This is a genomic window from Virgibacillus sp. JSM 102003 (assembly GCF_041949995.1).
Classification (GTDB): Bacteria; Bacillota; Bacilli; order Bacillales; family Amphibacillaceae; genus Lentibacillus.
Genome location: NZ_JBHFQH010000014.1, coordinates 59,152 through 76,213 on the forward strand (window position 1 = coordinate 59,152; position 17,062 = coordinate 76,213).

Sequence of the window (17,062 nt, forward strand, 5' to 3'; positions counted from 1 at the left end):
ATAAAAATATCTGTTATACACAAATGAAATTTTGGATAGATTTTTTTCATAATCCGTTTTATAATGATATTAGAAAGGAGACGATGGATAATGCAAGAGCAAGTACAGGAAGTTTTAAACAAATTACGCCCATTTTTACTACGTGATGGTGGAGATGTGGAGCTAATTGATGTTGATAACGATGGCATTGTACTTCTTCGTCTTATGGGTGCTTGCGGTAACTGCCCAAGTTCTACAATCACGTTGAAAGCTGGAATTGAGCGTGCTTTAATGGCAGAGGTCCCAGGTGTTACAGAAATCGAACAAGTATTTTAAAATATAACTTATTAAAAGCAGACTGAGGATAGTCTGCTTTTTTACGGATTTTTCACTGGTGTTATTGGGCTTTCACCACTAAAAACAGCAAGAAGGTTATCCATGCAAAGCTTTAGCATTTTAGTTCGCGTTTCTACACTTGCTGATCCGATGTGCGGCAAACAAACAACATTGTCCAGCTTCACAAGCGGATGATTTGCATCAATCGGTTCTTCCTCAAAGACATCCAGGCCGGCAGCATGAATCGTATTCTCATTTAGTGCATGATACAGCGCCTTTTCATCCACTACACCTCCACGTGATACATTAATGAAGATAGCAGATGTTTTCATTTTCCGAAAAGCGTCCTTGTTGAACATTCTTCTTGTCTCTGGTGTTAAGGGAATAACAGAGACAACAAAATCAGCCTCACGAAGCAATTCATCAAATTCCTTATAGGTAGCACCTAGATCCTTTTCAGCACTTGGCTTTCGTGAACGGTTGTGGTACAAAATTGGCATGCCAAACCCTTTTGCACGTTTGGCAATCGACTCACCAATTCTTCCCATTCCAACAATCCCAACTTTCTTCCCATGGATATCAGAGCCTGCCAGCAAATATGGTGACCAATGATCCCATTTGCCAGCACGAATATAATCATTCGCTTCTGCAATCCTGCGAGCCGCAGCAGTTAATAATGAAAATGCTAAATCGGCGGTCGTTTCAGTTAATACATCAGGTGTATTTGTAACAATAACATTCTTTTCCAGAGCCGCTCCTACGTCAATATTGTCATAACCTACAGCCATATTTGCAACAACTTTTACCTGTGGTGCATTTTCTAATAATTCACGATCAATTTTTTCGGTAAGCAAGCATAATAAACCATCAGCTTCCTTAACCTCCTCTAAGAGCACATCTCTTGGTACTGGTGTTTCTTCATCCTCCCACATACGAAAGTCAAGGGAGTCCTGGTAAGGTACTAAAATCTCATTCGGAATTTTCCGTGTTATATAGACAATCGGCTTTTTCATAATTATCCGCTCCTATCACAAGCTTATAGCCAGTGTAACATAGGAATTTGTAATTCTTTACTATCAATACCTAATTGGTCAAAAAGTTTTCCTAACCGTCCCTCGTATAAGGATTGATGTTCAATCATTTCATACAACTCATCATGGCGTTGTTCATAGTGTTGCCCTATGAACCCCTGCTCTATAATATCAAACAAATGGATCGGAAATAGTAATCGTGCATACAATAAACGCCAACTGAATATGGAGAGTGTGCGTACCTGTTTGTATTCATCTAGGAAATTCTTTATTTCACTCATCGGGTCACCTTGCTTCAATAATTTAAACCTGATATATTCCGCTAAATCTCGAATAGGATGGTCATATACGAGATCCGTAGTCCATATGGTTGATTCAAGCTCTCCCTGGTACCTTCTGAAGGCAATAGTACCTTGATCGACCTCATGAAACCGTGATTCAAACTCACTTTCCTGCATATACTGAATTGCGTTTTCACTTAGTCCGATTATATATGGTAAAACATCTACTAAAAGTCTGTGGTATTCATTAGGATATTCAACTGAATCCGCCTCAATCTGCTTTTCAAAAGCGGTTAACTTATCAATCCATAATTGTTTCCATTGTCCATAGCTTGAAATAGCCTGGGGCTCGTATTGATACCGTGAACCAGTTTGGTGAAAATGAGCTAGAGATGCACCATGTACTACACTTCTGTCAATAGGTTTATCTTCCAATTGGAATACCATATAATTTTTATTATGGTATTCTGTGTACCACTCGCCCTTCCTATTTGGAACTGGAATAGCTGTTTGGCTGTAATTATTTTCATATAGATAATAGGCAAGTGCTGCCTGCTCCATATGTATAATTTCCCTCTGATCAGCAGAAATGGTAAAATAAAGTAAGTTATTATGTTTGAGTCCTTCAAGACCATTCCAAACAGTTCTTTCATTTGCTTGTATCCCATAATATGTTGCGAGTAAATCCCTCATGTTGCTCTCCCCTTTCATAATTATTATTAGTGTATGTTTAAAAAGAAATATCTTAACAATTTTCCGGAAGAAAAGGTGATATTAATGGATGAAAATACGAATCAGAGTGAACTGGAACAGAAAGCAAGAGAATGGCTAACCGAACGTGGTGTTACATTAGAAGATATTGCGGAGCTAGTGTATTACCTGCAATCAAAATATCATGATGAATTGAGCATGGATGATTGTTTGCATAACGTGGATCGTGTATTAACAAAAAGAGAAGTGCAGAACGCTGTTTTAACAGGAATTCAACTGGATAAGCTTGCTGAGCAAAATATGCTTTCACAGCCACTTCAAACAACAATTGAAACCGATGAAAGCTTATATGGAATCGATGAAATTGTGGCATTTTCCATTGTTAACGTGTATGGTTCTATTGGTTTTACGAATTATGGTTATATTGATAAGCAAAAACCGGGCATATTAAAACGTTTAAATGATAAATCAACAGGAGAATGCCATACATTTTTAGATGATATCGTAGGGGCAATTGCCGCTGCAGCATCAAGTCGTTTAGCACATGCCACTGGTGATGACCAGCTTATTGATGATTAACGAACAAAAGCGCAAGCGCCTGTTCAGCGCCGTATGGACTGCGCTCAGCGCTGCGGGTAGGTCGACGTTGCCACGCAAAGCGGCGGTCTTAGTCGATCTTCCTTTTCCCTGAGATAAAGGATACACGAAGAGCGTAGCGATTCGATGTTGACTTATCGTAGACACGGGGAGGGAAGTCCACTAGGCGCTAGGTGCTGGCCGGTAAGACGCCACGTCCTGTGGCATCACCGGCACTAGTACGTCCTGTACGTCGGAGCTGGACGTCGCTGATTCGGTAGTCCAATTATCCACAGCACTTAAATTTAATAATTTCCTATACAAGAACAGAAGCCCAGCATTTGCTGGGCTTTTTAGTGAATATTTAAATGGTCAATCCATTCGGTTAAATTATGTACATAATAGGTTGGTTTTTTCACCAACCGTGGATAATCTTTATATGGAGTTACACCTGTAAACACCATTAATGTATCCATACCAGCATTTATACCGGCGAGAATATCGGTATGATAGTTATCACCAACCATAAGTGTTTCTTCTTTAGAAAAGCCAAGTGTACTTAATGCCTGTTCCATGATGATCTCTTCGGGTTTTCCGATAAAGATTGGTTCTTTACCAGTACTAACAGTCACAACTGATGTCAGAGCCCCATTTCCTGGTTCAAGTCCTCTTTCAGTAGGAATTGCTACATCACTATTTGTCGAAATAAACGCAGCACCTCCACGAACTGCAATACATGCTTTAGACAGCTTCTCATAGTTAATTTCATGATCGATTCCGATAACGACAAAATCACAATCCTTATCTGTAACAATATGACCTTCTCGCTGTAAAGCATCATACAGTCCTTCTTCTCCAATCACGAAACAGCGTGCATTATGCTTTTTTTGCTTAATAAATTTCGCTGTAGCCATACTCGATGTAAAAACATGTTCAGGAGTTGAACGGATATCCATACTTTGTAATTTATCGGATATTTGCTCTTGAGTCCTGGAGGAATTATTTGTCAAAAATAAGTACGGAATACCAAATTGATCAAGCTTGGAAACAAATTCAGCTGCTTCGTCAATCCGTTCATTTCCCCGATACATCGTACCATCCAAATCGATTAAATACCCTTTGTATTTCTTCATTTATCTAAATACCTCTTTACTATTCTTTTGCAAATGCATTTGCGACGCCTAACTCATTATCCAAATAACTTCTGATGTATGAACTGAACTGATTTAACTTGTCCTTATTTTCCTGAATTGTTCGATCCAATAACGCATGATCTACTTCAATATAATCTTTTACTACGATTTTCCGTAATTGGATTACTTCCTTAAAGACTGCCTCATCATTTTCAGGCAGCACTTTCTCATCTACAAGAATATCGATGATGTCTTCATAACTTCCCGGGTCACGCATAATAAACCCATCTATCATCATATTCCCAACATCAAGTATCGATTCAATTACCATATGTACGGTACGTTCCAAGTATAACTTTTCCATAAACGTTTCATACTTATGACGGGAAACTTCGTTAAGTAATTTTTCCATATATATAAGTGTCTCTTCAATTTTTTTTCGTTCAACAAAATACATAATTTCACACTCCCAAAATACTGCTACATACAACTATATCATATTTAAAATGATTGAATAACCAAAACATGTTATAGTAAAAAAAACACATAAATTGTTCGAGGTGAAATAACATGGGAGATAAGTTTGATTACCTGAAAGATGAAACAGTAACAAAAGAGGTTCGTTACATAAGCTTTATGGGCAATTTACAACGCTATGACTTTGCCTTCATGCAACATGAAGAGAATCCAAAGAAACAAGTCGTCATCTATTTACAGAAAAACCGATTTGCTCTACTTGGAAAAGATGACCTTTACAAAAAGGGTGAAATCGAGCACATATTTCATGAGACTCAAATGGAGGCAGATGAGATTCGGGAGTTTTTGGAAGGGATTTTGTAAATTATAACCACAGTATCCGTAAATGCTGCTATTAGAGTGTAAGGAAATCAAATGTAAGTGAGAGTTGTAAGCGCTCTTACTTACCTGTTTAATTTCTAATAAGTGTTAATAATCCATAATAAATATCCGCACTGGAATAAACCGCAGAATAATTGAGAGTCATCACTTTGTGGTTCTGAATATTGGGCGATTATACATTACTAAGTTTAATTCTTAAAACCTTTTTAAAGTTCATATTATGTATAAAAAAAGGAAAGATAAGTAGCACCACTTATTACAGTAGGTATAAATGCCAAAGCTACTCCAAACATAGCTATGATAAAAAGTGGCAGACTTATTAATAAAATAATATCAAAATGCTCAAAAAACTCCTTTATTGATTCCCAAACTGTCTGTTCCTCTTCGTCATCTATATCACTTTTTGTTAATTTTCGTTACATAGGTACAATGCAAATAATATTCATGATTATGAAAAATTCCATATATAAACTTGGGTATTGACCAGCTTCTAAAGAATCATATAAATAAACGTTGAAAAAACTACCCATTCCACAGACATCAAATTAAAAAAACCTATAATAAAACCATAGACCCATGTAATGATGAGCGTAACATCAATTGTTTGAATAAAGCCTCTATACCTCCACCGAGTAGGCCTTATTTCTTCGTAATTTCATCCATTTCAGCGGGTTTAATTAGTAATACAGGGGCTATGAATAAAAAAATAAGGATACCAAAAATGTAAATAATGCAACGACGATCGCATCAGTATTAGAAGTGTATAAAGAATTCATGTATGCAGATCCTCCAAATGGAAACAACAAACCCAAATAAACAAGGTAAATTTTCCCTAATTTCGATTTACCCGGCTTTTGAATACCGTATGCAATCTTTCTTGCATATATATAAGGCAAAGTAACCATGATAATCAGCATAGTAACGCCAATCCAAAAAGTTAGCGTTAAAAAATAAATACGTAAGAGTGGAATTGCAAATTGAATAGCCATCACATTTAACATCACAAATGACAATAAAGAAAAATAACGTTTACTGTTATGTTTCGTTATCTTCCAAAAGTAATAAAACAAGAATCCACCAATAAGTGCCAATAGTAAATTAAGCATCATCACCACTAAATTGATCTTGGGAACCACGCTCGCCAAAAAACCCATTCCTAATAGTAAAATGGTAGTTCCAACAATCCGACTTTCTTTAAAAGATACTTCTTTGCTCATACATACACCTTACTTTCAATAAATAGTTATTCTATACTGTGTTTTCTGTCATGATACGCCAAAAATAAGATTAGGGTTATCTTCCAAACCAAAGAAAGTCTCCCGCTTTTGAAAAGCCATCAGATATAGAATTCTTAACTGCTTTTGCACCTTCCGCAACTCCATCATAGACTTTTTTAACTCCATCGGTAACAAATTTTTTTGCTACTCTTCCAGGTCCTGTTCCAGTTATCAAGTAAATAGTCAGAATACCTGTCCCCCCCCCAACCTACTACAGCTCCAACGGCTGTGACTACACCGGGAATTACCGACCCTGCCAATGCGCCCTGCTGCCATACTGGAAGCTGCACTACCAATAGCAGTAGATGTCCCCCCTATTGCTACATCAGTTGTTAAGGAGGCTGCAAAATCTGTGGAGGCTAAACCTCCGAAGTCTGAAAATCGTTTCTTTCACACCCGTTTTGTAGTCCATAAGCCAGAAATAGCTAACTTTCAAGTCCTGATTTAATATCATAAACCCCGGATTTATTAATCTCACTTTTATTCCATTTTTTAATATCCCCATATCTCCAAATAAAGGATCTTTTCAAAAAGTAATAGAAACTGTCTACTCGTCTACACACATGTAATAATTCAGCTTCGGTTTTTATTTCTTTAATATCAGGAAGAAATTCAGGCAAATAAATAGTGAGGTATCCTCTCGTATATTCGACACCCACTTCCCAGTTTCGCTCCGTAAATGGCCGAACCAGTTCCAAAACATGATTGACTGCTTTTTGCAATGGTTCGCCGGCACTATAGATATCATAACCTTCCTGAGTCGAGTGATAGGAATAAAGGGACTTTTTTGACTCGTTACCACTTGGTAAAAGATAAAAATTATTAGAAATACTTGAATCAAATTCCTTAACATCTGGCATATATAAATTCAAATATATACCAATAGCATTATCTCTTTCTTTATAGACGTTTTTATTTTGCTTATAGACATATGCTATTGTATCGGATGATCCTTTTTCTGCAGGAGGAACTGTGTTATACCATTTTACGATTTTTACTTTTTCATCACCGGTCGAATCAAATATGTTTTCTCTGCCAAATGATGTGTCATATGTATAGCGTGTGTCACGATGAACATGATAAAAACTTTTATTCCAGTAATGTAACGAGCCAATGTAAATCGCTTCACTGTCGCTACTCTTACCTTTGCTTTCCTTTCTACCAATTTTTCTGGAAAACAAACCATATAATACGATGCATCCGCCTGCTATTCTACCTAATATTGACATTTCATCTGTCCCAAAAAATCCGAGTACCAATATAATTATCCCAAAGAAAATAATGCCATATCTATCAAATCGTTTTTCTTTCTTTTGCTGCTTATCCAACTCACCCCAGCCCAGCCAACTTCCCACTTTTTCATAGATTAAAGGATTTTCAAGAACTCGGAACTCCGGTAATTTATTTAACCGATCAACCTGATATCCTTTCGTTAGCTGTTCATAAAGTTCAGTTATCTTATCCTTACTGTTCTCCTCAATAATTTGTTTATATTCTTCTGGAGTAACATTCTTTTTCTTAGTCAACCGCTTTTCAGCCAAGTGCATCTTAAAAAATTGTTTATTCATTCTCCCTGTGTCCCTATCATGACCAATCAAATTTTCAAATTGCTCTCTGGAAAGATTCATCGCCATACGCTTTTTCTCCACTTTTCTGGCAACAAAGGTAAAAGTAAGCCATATCATTCCAAATAGAAAAAGGTAGATTGTCAGATAAACAACTCCTATAGTAAGAAAGTATCCCCCTTTTGTGATAATTGCAGTAATCAACCACATACCAATTATGACATATAAACCTGTCAAAAAATGCTTGAATGCCTTTTGTTTAAAAAGATAATAGGTATACATTGACTGTATATTATGAAGTTCGCGGAATGATAAATTCATTCAATCCCACCTTTTCAATTTCTTTATCCTATAATTCAATACCACCTAAATAAATACCTTAATATAACAATCAATAAAACAGTCCCGTGTACTTTGCCGAACGTTTTCAAAATACATTAAAACTGAGCTGGTAATTACAAAGCCGAAAAAATAAAAGAGGGTGGTAACCCAAGAAAAGCATAGGCACACGCTAAAATCTTGGTAACCCCCGTATTGCACAAATTATTTGGAAAATAATATTGCTAGCCGCCATCCGGGATCTTCTCTCTAGGAAATTTCGGTAAAGAAAAATGCTATCAATATTATCACTAGCTAGGAACCTTAGTATTGTGATACTTTCTAAAACTTATCACTCATAACCCCCCCAATATTCCCCCCTATCGTTCATGGTTGATGTTCTCTGGTTCAACATTATGAATTAATAGCCCACAGCATCTAGTAAAAGATTCATTATGGACACTGATTTCCGCAGTTATTTGTCTAACCATGTGTATTTAAGTCCCTTTTTCACAATCATTCCCCACATTTTCATATACCCGATATTTTGTTCATAATTTATTGATGCTTCGGTTGAATTCTACATCCACTGGCAGAAAAAAAGGAGCAAATATATTTTTATTCAATATTTCTCTACCTTTACATGTCTACTTCAATGATAATTCTTCTCCATCCAATGTCTCGATGATAAAACTTTTACCTTCAAGTGCACCTTTATCAACCTTTAGAAAGTTCCTAGGCATTTTTTTATCAGACGGGTCATCGTCTTTTTCCAGTTCGACAACAATCTTTATGACATCATTATCCATTTTGACTAACAACTCTGTATCAGCATCATACCCTTGATATTCCTTATTACTAATTTGCCATAGAAGAATATCTTCTTTCTCCCATTTAAAGGTATCATCGTATTTAGATGGGTGATCATTCGCTGTATAGTACCAAACACCTGCACTAGGTCTCCGGTCTGGGGAGCCCATCATCCATGATACCTGTCTAAACGATATTTCCTCAGAAGATGATTGTGGGGCTACAGCGCCTTCTGTTTCCTCATCAGCTTTTTCTTCCTCAGCTTTATCCTCCTTCTCCTTATCACTGTTATCTTTTTCAGCTTCCTGTTCTGTAGAATTATCCTTATCTTTATCATTACTTCCAGATACCTCTTCATCACTTCCGCATGCTGCTAATAACAAAATTAATAGCATGCTCACCATTAATAGTTTGATTAATTTCCTTTTCATGATTTAAATTCTCCCTTATTGTTATTTGATTGGCAAATTCTATTGATTCTTCCTTATCAAACAAATTGGTTTTCGATTAGACAACAACTTCCTTCTTTTCTCTAGACTAGCTGTAAATAGAAGCACTTCCAAACTATTATGTAGTATGAAGGTGAATTTCTGTGATGTTTATTCATTAGCCTATTCTTTATTTAACTGCCGGGCGGGGGGGTTCTTCGTTTTGTTGTTAATAGTAGCAAGATTAAGGATTCTTTTATTCATCTACTGTGCCAAAAGATTTATCTTTAGTTCAGACAAGAATTGATGTAATTCATAATTTCATTACTCTTCCCTAAAACAAATTTATACTCGCTACCGTCATCTACTACAACAGTTAACGCATTTGGAATCAGACCCAAAGATTTTGATTTCTTCACATTTGTAATACTATCCATGGATAATTCCAATTCTTTCTTCTTAATATTGATTGCATGAGGCTTAAAATATAACCTTTCATTTGTCACTTTTAACTTTCCACCAACACTCTCAAGACCTCTCTTAAGATTTGTTCCAATATCATACTGAATTTGTTCATTACTCTTTAATTCCATTGGAAACCTCCTCATATTATTTCAACATTCAATTTGAGTTTAATCCTTTCGCTGTTATGTACTAATTTTCAGTTATCTTTATATTGTGTTCGTCTGCAAAATCTTTAAACGTTTTGTCTGCTTCTTCCCGTATTTGTTCTGCTTTTCCCAATTTTTCCTCATATTGCTGCATCAAATCTTGAGCCTCTGGGTCATTTTTTGAAGTCTCTATTGCCACTTCTAAAGCTTTCAACCGTGAATCAAATGCTTCTGACCATGCCTTAAATTGCTTTACACGTAGATTATTTACTTCCTTCACAATATCTGTGTCAGGTTTTTTATTTACTACATATTGGGTGATTTCGTCAACAAGCGGTTTAACTTTATTTTTTTCTATGTTATATGCCTCTTCAATTGATGATGCTTTTGAAGACTGAACTAATAATTGATCAATTTCCTGTGCTTTTGGGTTAATCTCTTCTATATAACTGTTATGGTACTCAACTAATTCTTCTTTCTCGGGTGAACTGCATGCAGTAAGTACGGTTATCGCACAAAAAATACTGATTACAAATGGTTTTCTCACGAATTGTATCCTCCTAGTCAACTAAATTTTAACCTAAATTATATATAGAAATAAGTAATTGTTAAACCATGCATGTCAAAGGAATCCAAAGAATTTATCATGCATCAAATAAATAAAGGACCTATTTTCTGTTACATTTAAAATACCACTTTAAGTAGAATACACAGGAATAAACTGTCATCGCATAACTTCCGAATTAATTTCTAAGAAGATTGTCACATGGATTTCCCCGAGTGTTTTATGTCGCAGGTTTTGTTGCCTGCGATTACTGTGTATAACTTCCCTTTCTGCCTAAAAATCTATTTCTTAATATACATATGTTTTTTAAAGTCGAGCAAAAATCTTAAGTGCGGTTGCCCATAAACAGTCAGTGGAAGTATGAGGTACCCATTGACCATTAGCGACATTTGCCAAGAAATCGCCATTGAGTTATCAATATAATTTTTCTAAATACTCCAAGGATGGCCCAAAACCTTCTCCATCAATTTTATCCGTTATTTCAGGAATATACTGTTGATCTGAAATACTATGGTAATCGACAGAAGTTTTAACTTCAAGCCGCCACTCAGTGTTAGATAATACCACTTGAGTATCTGCTGCATTACCCTGATTATCACTAACAACTGAAGTTACGACAGCATAAATTTTATCGTTCAAATTCACACTGTTAAAATGATCTTTTATGGTATCTTTCAACAATCCGTGTTCTTCAATTTCACCGGGAAGAACATTATTTAACGCTTTTATATATGCTTGTTCCTCTGAAAACACCGTTTGCTGATAAGTATTTTTTTTATCCTCTATTACTTCTTTTATTGTTTTCATATTATGATGTGCTCGTGTTGGAACAGATAAGGGATTATCATCGAATTTGTTAATCGCTTTTTTTGTTTCATCTAAAATTACAGAAGTACCAGCTATTGCTGCTTGCTCAGATGTATTCGAAGATTGTGCACCAGTAACAAATATATTGGATATATTAATGACAATCAGAAACAAAATGGCAACTATACCCAGTAGCCAAATCATGTAAAATGCAGCATTTCCTCTCTCATTGCCAAATGAATTCCTCATTCAACCAACACCTGGCTTACTACTGATTCATCAAAAGTAATCGAAGTACTCGGCTTCCATTGGTCCGGGACAAAAATTATAGAATGACTTACTTCTAAATCAAGTTCAAATTTTCCACTACTATTTAGAAACTCAACCTCCAACCCTTGATAATCTACAACTGATGAATTGCCTATTGCCTGTGTTATTGTATCTTTTGCTTCATCTATATCAGTGGTTGCCGCATATGTCTTTGCACCTTCACTGGCGGCCGTTTTTACAGTATGAAGCGCATAACCAGAAGCAACCACCTGCCATAACACAAGAAAGAACATAAAGAAGAATGGCAATATGCCTAAAAACTCAATACTTAATGATCCTCTTTCGTTTTTAAGTTTTTTCATATGGCACCCCATCGTTTTTTGTAATATTATTGATCTTGTATTGGATATACCAAATGTGAAAGAAAAATAGCATATATTTATTAATCTCTATCTCATCAAAGCCTTCTTCCAATGATTCTTTCATCCGAAAAATAGAATAATATAGTAGCCCTAAAAAGAAATAGGAAAGTATAAGATCAATAGAATCAAGCATATATAAACCAACCATAGAAAATACAAATTCACCAATAATGGAGAAGATAACTGAAATACTTAAATATATCGTTGCAACAATCCACCATTTATAAGGGATAAAGTTTTTCTTATCAATTATTTGAAAAGCTGACTTTGACGATAAAAACCAATAACCAATATATATACCAACCGTTATAATGGATAATAATATGACCAAGCCTATATTTTTCTTTTTTAATGAATAAGAGTTTTCCTTTGCCATTAACGCTCCGTCCTTTATTCGTCAAGTGAATACCGCTGTGTTAAATAAAAAATTAAGAATGGGAAAATACTTGCATTAACAATCGCTCTCATTATGCCGTATACATAAACATTATTTTCAAATGTGACAAAAGCTTGCATTAACAGGCTATATATTAAAATTTGTATTGAAACCACAACAAGTAAATCCAAAAGGATAAATATATTTTCCCTTTTAAGAATACTGCCAGTTTTCCTTAAAACCTTTCTAAAGTTCATATTATGTATAAAAAAAGGAAAGATAAGTAATAGTGCACCACTTATTATAGTAGGTATAAATGCCAAAGCTACTCCAAACACAGCTATGATAAAAAGTGGCAGACTTATTAATAATATAATACCAAAATGCTCAAAAAACTCCTTTATTAATTCCCAAACTGTCGGTTCCTCTTCGTCATCAATATCACTTTTTGTTAATTTTCGGTACATAGGTACAATGCAAATAAAATTCATGATTATGAAAAATACCATATATAAACTTGGGTATTGATCCGCATCTAAAGAATCATATAAATAATACGTTGAAAAATATATAAAAAGTGAAAACGGAATAACGATAACCAAGCTAACCATCATGATTTTGATGAGATGTCTATTATAAATTTCAAAACTAGTTTTTATCATAGTTTTCTCGCTCAATTCTATTATTAATTTGCATGAATAAAAAGGCAATCAACATAGCAAAGACAGTACTTGAAAGTAAATTTTCGTTTACGGTATTCGGGTCAACCAGAACTTGCATTCTAAGTACCGTAACTGAAAACAATAAATTTAACACGGTTAATACATTCGCTGACAAAAATGCAGCAAAATAAGGGGTCTGCTTATTCCATAATGGCGCTAAAACCCCAACACTCCCATAAGAAACAATAAACGTTGAAAAAACTACCCATTCCACAGACATCAAATTAAAAAAACCTATAATAAAACCGTAGACCAATGTAATGATGAGCGTAACACCAATTGTTTGAATAAAGCCTCTAAAACTTAACATATTAACCTCCACTGGATTTGCCCTTATTCCTTCGTAATCTTATCCATTTCTGCAGGTTTAATTAGAAAAACAGGAGACACGAATAAAAAAAACAAAGCTACTAAAAATGATAATAATGCAACGACGATCGCATCAGTATTAGAAGTGTATAAAGAATTCATGTATGCAGATCCTCCAAATGGGAATAGCAAACCCAAATAAACAAGGTAAATTTTCCCTAATTTCGATTTACCCGGCTTTTGAATACCGTATGCAATCTTTCTTGCATATATATAAGGCATAGTGACCATAATAATCAGCATAACAATGCCAATCCAAAAAGTAAGTGTTAAAAAGTAAATACGTAACAGAGGAATCGTAAATTGAATAGCCATCACATTTACCATCACAAATGACAGTAAAGAAAAATAACGTTTGCTTTTATGCTTCGTTGTTTTCCAAAAGTAAAAAAATAAAAATCCAGCTATGAATGCCAATAAAAGATTTACCATCAGTACCAAAAGGTTACCCTTAGGAATCCAACTCATTAAAAATCCCATGCCTAATAGTAAAATGGTAGTTCCCACGATTCGGCTTTCTTTAAATGACACTTCCTTATTCATTGATACACCATGCCTTTCTTAAAATAATAATCCTTCTATTGCCTGTCAGATTTAATTGCTAACCCATAAAAAAGAAAGGGGGGAGGATGACACTATCCTCCAACTCCAAGAAAACTTCCTATTTTTGAAATACCGTCTGATATAGCATCTTTGGTTTTATTAAAACCATCTACTACAGCATCATAACCTTTTTTGGCAACATCAGTAACAAATTTTTTTGCTGCCCTACCAGGTCCTGTACTATTAAAGAAATAAGTAGTTGCAATGCCTCCTATCAACCCTGCTCCTGCTCCGATTACTGTACCAAAGCCTGGAACAACTGAGCCTGCTACAGCACCTGCTGCCATACTGGAAGCAACACTGCCAACCGCAGTTGATGCTACACCTACCGCAACATCACTTGTCAGAGTAGCTGCAAAATCTGTGGAGGCTAAACCGCCGAAGTCTGTAAATCCATCTGAGTACTTAGAAACGGATCCAACTGAAGTTAGGGCTACTCCAACGGGTCCGCCCATTTTCATCATGTTGGAAGGTTTCCAAAAGCTGCTGGATGCAACGTTCCAAGAACTATTTAATGCAGATCTAGTAGAATTACCTGCTGATGACAGTAAACTACCAGGGCCACCGATGTTTTTTGATTGCATAAACGCGTTATATCTTGCTTCGCCTACCCGTCTGGCATGTGGGCCATAGTTTGCATTGTTACCGTTGTAATTATAGGATCTGTACCGATCATAAAACCAATTTCCTATTGAGTTATTTAAACTGTTCTTTCCGTAAACAGAATATTTACCATCGGCTAACTGTTTAAACTTAAAACCAGCATGTGTTGCGATTAATCCTTGTGCTACGTCATCACCTAATCGTAGCGCATAATTTTTAACATCTTTAGCAATATTTGCAGCCATATCTATAAAACTATCGCTATCACTTGTTGATCTAAAAATTGTATTCAAAAGAGATGGCGGTTCCCCAGAATTAGTGGAGTTACCACTCGTTGCATCTCCGTTGGGACCATTACCGCCCTGTGTTGGGTTACCGTTAGGGCCGTTCCCCCCCTGTGTTGCACTGCCATTTGGACCATTACCGCCCTGCATTGCACTGCCGTTAGGGCCATTACCGCCATTTACAGCAGATCCGTTAGCATCAGGTTCTCCACCATTACTGGCTGAACCGCCTTCTACAGCAGTACCACCGGTCCCTGCACTGCCCGCATCAACTTGATTCCCGGCTTGAATACCGTCACCAGATTGAATGGCCTCTCCCCCCATAATTGGAAAGAGGGTTGGGGGGGCATTCGGTGTAATAAATTGACCGCCGGGACTAGTGCTTCCTTCTATTATTGGTTTTCCCGAATTTAAACTATCACCTGATTCAACGGGAGACCCATCTTTATAGGCTTCCCCATAGTCGTAAATCTCGCCTGGAACAATAAATTCCCCTCCAGATATAGGATCGCCAGGAGTGATAGCTTCCCCAGGAGTAATCGGTTGACCTGGTGTGAATGCCATAGCCATCAGTGGAAATACATTCCATAAGAGAATGCCAACAATTAATATAATAGAAATTCGCCTATTCTGTCTCCTTTTCTTCATGTCAGCTCCTTTCCATACACAACCATCCTTAAAATTAATTATGTGTACTTACTTTAATTACTTACCTTATTTTCCTTGTACTTATTTTCCAGCTTTTGTAACGCTTTTTTATAAGAATTTTTATTCCAAGTTTCTAACTCTTCCTCCAGTTTATCCATTTCATCCCGCATTTTATCGTGGTATGTCTTATTACGTTTTATTAAGCCCTGATACGTTTTTTCAGAAATTTGGTCTGTTGATAAAAATGCTTTAAATATATACTTTAGTGACGTTTGTTCTTCACGAAGCTTTACTACATTTCGTGTTATATACACAAAAATATCAATACTGTTTTGAGTTTCTTTTGAATCTATTTGCTGTGAACCCTTTTCTTTCCACTCTTCCCATGCCTCGGCCAATTCGTTGATTTTATCAAACTCTTTTGCCAGTTCATTATGATCCCTTGCTGCCTGATAAATTCCTTTTGCAGCTTCTGCAATTTCTTTCAAATGGTTTTGGCCTTCGTTGTCGACATCAAATCCAATGACATTAATAATCGGCTTGATGTTAGAATCATAGAAATCCTGTGCAACCTTTACCGGCTCTGTGCCGCACGTTTCAATACCATCACTGACCACATATACAATATTAGTATTTTCTTTTCCGTTAAATTCTGCTAAATCTTCCTGAGCTTTTGATATTGCCAAACCATTTGGTGTCCACCCGGCCGGGTTCACCTTATCTAAGGCATTGGAAAAAGCGTCTTTTTTATATGGATTGAATCCATAAAGAATTTCCGAACTGCTGCAAGACAATTCTTTATCACTATCTGCCCCTGTACCTTTATGACCATATACACGCAGTGCGACATTTGTTTGTTCGGGTAATTCCTCCATGAAAGAAGTAATTGCTTCTTTTGCCAGAGCCATTTTTGTTGTCCCATTTATTTCGCCGGCCATACTGCCAGACGCATCTAATAAGATCTCTATATTTAATTGTTCTTTAAATTGGTATCTGGGATCTTCTAATTCTGGACTACCCAGCAGCTGGAATTTTAAGTCTTTCAGAATTTCTTCTTCACCAATGTAATCATCTTGTACCAGCTTTAATACTTCTCTATAAAAATAATCTAATTCTGCCTCACTTGGATTACTGCTAATTTCAGGCACATCTTCACCAAGCATATCTAATAATGCTGCACCTTCCAGTTTGGCCCCATCCTTATTATTAAAAACCTCCTGGGCATATTCACCTTGTTCCAAAGCCACTAATTCTACAACATTAGTTGGTAGTGGCTCTATGTCAAACTGTTCTGGTGAACTTGTGTTGTTTTTCGCTTCGACATTATCTTTTTCATTTTCTTTACTTTTTTCATCAGGTGTAATCACGGTTCCTGCTTCCATGGATTCATCTTTTCCCTCTTGTTTATTTGAGTCCTCTGAACAACCTGTTATAAAAATAGTAAACAAAACGCTTAGAACTATCATTTTTTTCAACAAA

Annotated in this window: 21 protein-coding genes; 3 read left to right on the forward strand and 18 right to left on the reverse strand. The window is 36.0% G+C overall.

All coding sequences use genetic code 11. The annotated features are described in order from the left end of the window. Nucleotides 1–90: 90 nt before the first annotated feature. Nucleotides 91–315: a NifU family protein gene (locus ACE1TG_RS15095; RefSeq protein WP_209481549.1), complete on the forward strand. Its 225-nt coding sequence runs from the start codon at nucleotides 91–93 to the stop codon at nucleotides 313–315. Between the two features lie 41 nt (nucleotides 316–356). Here the strand turns inward: ACE1TG_RS15095 and ACE1TG_RS15100 are convergent, their stop codons facing one another. Together ACE1TG_RS15100 and ACE1TG_RS15105 are read right to left on the reverse strand one after the other, a co-directional pair. Then, nucleotides 357–1,328, reverse strand: coding sequence for a 2-hydroxyacid dehydrogenase (locus ACE1TG_RS15100; protein ID WP_375053238.1), 972 nt, complete (start codon nucleotides 1,326–1,328; stop codon nucleotides 357–359). Nucleotides 1,329–1,351: 23 nt separating this feature from the next. Beyond that, nucleotides 1,352–2,320 carry a protein kinase family protein gene (locus ACE1TG_RS15105; protein WP_375053239.1) on the reverse strand — a complete coding sequence of 323 codons (969 nt, stop codon included), beginning with the start codon at nucleotides 2,318–2,320 and terminating at the stop codon, nucleotides 1,352–1,354. Nucleotides 2,321–2,404: 84 nt separating this feature from the next. Between ACE1TG_RS15105 and ACE1TG_RS15110 the strand changes: the two genes are divergently transcribed. Beyond that, on the forward strand, nucleotides 2,405–2,917 hold the full coding sequence (locus ACE1TG_RS15110) for a phosphatidylglycerophosphatase A family protein (protein ID WP_375053307.1): 513 nt from the start codon (nucleotides 2,405–2,407) through the stop codon (nucleotides 2,915–2,917). Between the two features lie 350 nt (nucleotides 2,918–3,267). On the opposite strand, the gene ACE1TG_RS15115 is transcribed toward ACE1TG_RS15110, so the two are convergent. Both ACE1TG_RS15115 and ACE1TG_RS15120 read right to left on the reverse strand, forming a co-directional pair. After that, nucleotides 3,268–4,047 (reverse strand): TIGR01457 family HAD-type hydrolase, encoded by a 780-nt coding sequence (locus tag ACE1TG_RS15115; protein ID WP_375053240.1) that lies wholly within the window; start codon nucleotides 4,045–4,047, stop codon nucleotides 3,268–3,270. A gap of 19 nt (nucleotides 4,048–4,066) precedes the next feature. Further along, nucleotides 4,067–4,504 (reverse strand): DUF86 domain-containing protein, encoded by a 438-nt coding sequence (locus ACE1TG_RS15120; RefSeq protein ID WP_375053241.1) that lies wholly within the window; start codon nucleotides 4,502–4,504, stop codon nucleotides 4,067–4,069. Nucleotides 4,505–4,617: 113 nt separating this feature from the next. On the opposite strand from ACE1TG_RS15120, the gene ACE1TG_RS15125 reads away from it, so the two are divergent. Continuing rightward, complete coding sequence (locus ACE1TG_RS15125) at nucleotides 4,618–4,887, forward strand: SAV0927 family protein (protein WP_375053242.1); 270 nt, start codon at nucleotides 4,618–4,620, stop codon at nucleotides 4,885–4,887. A gap of 710 nt (nucleotides 4,888–5,597) precedes the next feature. On the opposite strand, the gene ACE1TG_RS15130 is transcribed toward ACE1TG_RS15125, so the two are convergent. From ACE1TG_RS15130 to ACE1TG_RS15195, 14 genes are all read right to left on the reverse strand, one after another. Beyond that, nucleotides 5,598–6,122 (reverse strand): hypothetical protein, encoded by a 525-nt coding sequence (locus ACE1TG_RS15130; protein ID WP_375053244.1) that lies wholly within the window; start codon nucleotides 6,120–6,122, stop codon nucleotides 5,598–5,600. Between the two features lie 76 nt (nucleotides 6,123–6,198). Beyond that, complete coding sequence (locus tag ACE1TG_RS15135; protein WP_375053245.1) at nucleotides 6,199–6,357, reverse strand: hypothetical protein; 159 nt, start codon at nucleotides 6,355–6,357, stop codon at nucleotides 6,199–6,201. A gap of 250 nt (nucleotides 6,358–6,607) precedes the next feature. Next, complete coding sequence (locus tag ACE1TG_RS15140; protein ID WP_375053246.1) at nucleotides 6,608–8,068, reverse strand: hypothetical protein; 1,461 nt, start codon at nucleotides 8,066–8,068, stop codon at nucleotides 6,608–6,610. Between the two features lie 644 nt (nucleotides 8,069–8,712). Then, nucleotides 8,713–9,306 (reverse strand): hypothetical protein, encoded by a 594-nt coding sequence (locus ACE1TG_RS15145; protein ID WP_375053247.1) that lies wholly within the window; start codon nucleotides 9,304–9,306, stop codon nucleotides 8,713–8,715. Between the two features lie 284 nt (nucleotides 9,307–9,590). Then, on the reverse strand, nucleotides 9,591–9,896 hold the full coding sequence (locus tag ACE1TG_RS15150) for a GRAM domain-containing protein (protein ID WP_375053248.1): 306 nt from the start codon (nucleotides 9,894–9,896) through the stop codon (nucleotides 9,591–9,593). Nucleotides 9,897–9,957: 61 nt separating this feature from the next. Next, nucleotides 9,958–10,461: a hypothetical protein gene (locus ACE1TG_RS15155; protein ID WP_375053249.1), complete on the reverse strand. Its 504-nt coding sequence runs from the start codon at nucleotides 10,459–10,461 to the stop codon at nucleotides 9,958–9,960. 432 nt (nucleotides 10,462–10,893) lie between these two features. After that, nucleotides 10,894–11,535 carry a hypothetical protein gene (locus ACE1TG_RS15160; protein ID WP_375053250.1) on the reverse strand — a complete coding sequence of 214 codons (642 nt, stop codon included), beginning with the start codon at nucleotides 11,533–11,535 and terminating at the stop codon, nucleotides 10,894–10,896. Further along, nucleotides 11,532–11,918 carry a TadE/TadG family type IV pilus assembly protein gene (locus ACE1TG_RS15165; protein WP_375053251.1) on the reverse strand — a complete coding sequence of 129 codons (387 nt, stop codon included), beginning with the start codon at nucleotides 11,916–11,918 and terminating at the stop codon, nucleotides 11,532–11,534. The genes ACE1TG_RS15160 and ACE1TG_RS15165 overlap by 4 nt, the downstream gene beginning before the upstream one ends. Beyond that, entirely contained in the window at nucleotides 11,905–12,354 is a 450-nt protein-coding gene (locus ACE1TG_RS15170; RefSeq protein WP_375053252.1) for a hypothetical protein, read from the reverse strand. The genes ACE1TG_RS15165 and ACE1TG_RS15170 overlap by 14 nt, the downstream gene beginning before the upstream one ends. 14 nt (nucleotides 12,355–12,368) lie before the next feature. Next, nucleotides 12,369–13,031: a hypothetical protein gene (locus tag ACE1TG_RS15175; RefSeq protein ID WP_375053253.1), complete on the reverse strand. Its 663-nt coding sequence runs from the start codon at nucleotides 13,029–13,031 to the stop codon at nucleotides 12,369–12,371. Then, complete coding sequence (locus ACE1TG_RS15180; protein WP_375053254.1) at nucleotides 13,003–13,386, reverse strand: hypothetical protein; 384 nt, start codon at nucleotides 13,384–13,386, stop codon at nucleotides 13,003–13,005. The genes ACE1TG_RS15175 and ACE1TG_RS15180 overlap by 29 nt, the downstream gene beginning before the upstream one ends. Nucleotides 13,387–13,409: 23 nt before the next feature. Then, nucleotides 13,410–13,988: a hypothetical protein gene (locus ACE1TG_RS15185; protein WP_375053255.1), complete on the reverse strand. Its 579-nt coding sequence runs from the start codon at nucleotides 13,986–13,988 to the stop codon at nucleotides 13,410–13,412. Nucleotides 13,989–14,080: 92 nt separating this feature from the next. Beyond that, nucleotides 14,081–15,583, reverse strand: coding sequence for a hypothetical protein (locus ACE1TG_RS15190; RefSeq protein WP_375053256.1), 1,503 nt, complete (start codon nucleotides 15,581–15,583; stop codon nucleotides 14,081–14,083). 53 nt (nucleotides 15,584–15,636) lie between these two features. Then, nucleotides 15,637–17,049 (reverse strand): vWA domain-containing protein, encoded by a 1,413-nt coding sequence (locus ACE1TG_RS15195; RefSeq protein ID WP_375053308.1) that lies wholly within the window; start codon nucleotides 17,047–17,049, stop codon nucleotides 15,637–15,639. Between the last annotated feature and the right edge of the window lie 13 nt (nucleotides 17,050–17,062).

Excerpts from the sequence above, each read along its gene's own strand:
- ACE1TG_RS15095 (WP_209481549.1), top strand. The coding sequence starts at position 91 with ATGCAAGAGCAAGTACAGGAAGTTTTAAACAAATTACGCCCATTTTTA.
- ACE1TG_RS15100 (WP_375053238.1), bottom strand. The coding sequence starts at position 1,328 with ATGAAAAAGCCGATTGTCTATATAACACGGAAAATTCCGAATGAGATT.
- ACE1TG_RS15105 (WP_375053239.1), bottom strand. The coding sequence starts at position 2,320 with ATGAGGGATTTACTCGCAACATATTATGGGATACAAGCAAATGAAAGA.
- ACE1TG_RS15110 (WP_375053307.1), top strand. The coding sequence starts at position 2,405 with ATGGATGAAAATACGAATCAGAGTGAACTGGAACAGAAAGCAAGAGAA.
- ACE1TG_RS15115 (WP_375053240.1), bottom strand. The coding sequence starts at position 4,047 with ATGAAGAAATACAAAGGGTATTTAATCGATTTGGATGGTACGATGTAT.
- ACE1TG_RS15120 (WP_375053241.1), bottom strand. The coding sequence starts at position 4,504 with ATGTATTTTGTTGAACGAAAAAAAATTGAAGAGACACTTATATATATG.
- ACE1TG_RS15125 (WP_375053242.1), top strand. The coding sequence starts at position 4,618 with ATGGGAGATAAGTTTGATTACCTGAAAGATGAAACAGTAACAAAAGAG.
- ACE1TG_RS15130 (WP_375053244.1), bottom strand. The coding sequence starts at position 6,122 with ATGAGCAAAGAAGTATCTTTTAAAGAAAGTCGGATTGTTGGAACTACC.
- ACE1TG_RS15140 (WP_375053246.1), bottom strand. The coding sequence starts at position 8,068 with ATGAATTTATCATTCCGCGAACTTCATAATATACAGTCAATGTATACC.
- ACE1TG_RS15145 (WP_375053247.1), bottom strand. The coding sequence starts at position 9,306 with ATGAAAAGGAAATTAATCAAACTATTAATGGTGAGCATGCTATTAATT.
- ACE1TG_RS15150 (WP_375053248.1), bottom strand. The coding sequence starts at position 9,896 with ATGGAATTAAAGAGTAATGAACAAATTCAGTATGATATTGGAACAAAT.
- ACE1TG_RS15160 (WP_375053250.1), bottom strand. The coding sequence starts at position 11,535 with ATGAGGAATTCATTTGGCAATGAGAGAGGAAATGCTGCATTTTACATG.
- ACE1TG_RS15165 (WP_375053251.1), bottom strand. The coding sequence starts at position 11,918 with ATGAAAAAACTTAAAAACGAAAGAGGATCATTAAGTATTGAGTTTTTA.
- ACE1TG_RS15170 (WP_375053252.1), bottom strand. The coding sequence starts at position 12,354 with ATGGCAAAGGAAAACTCTTATTCATTAAAAAAGAAAAATATAGGCTTG.
- ACE1TG_RS15180 (WP_375053254.1), bottom strand. The coding sequence starts at position 13,386 with ATGTTAAGTTTTAGAGGCTTTATTCAAACAATTGGTGTTACGCTCATC.
- ACE1TG_RS15185 (WP_375053255.1), bottom strand. The coding sequence starts at position 13,988 with ATGAATAAGGAAGTGTCATTTAAAGAAAGCCGAATCGTGGGAACTACC.
- ACE1TG_RS15190 (WP_375053256.1), bottom strand. The coding sequence starts at position 15,583 with ATGAAGAAAAGGAGACAGAATAGGCGAATTTCTATTATATTAATTGTT.
- ACE1TG_RS15195 (WP_375053308.1), bottom strand. The coding sequence starts at position 17,049 with ATGATAGTTCTAAGCGTTTTGTTTACTATTTTTATAACAGGTTGTTCA.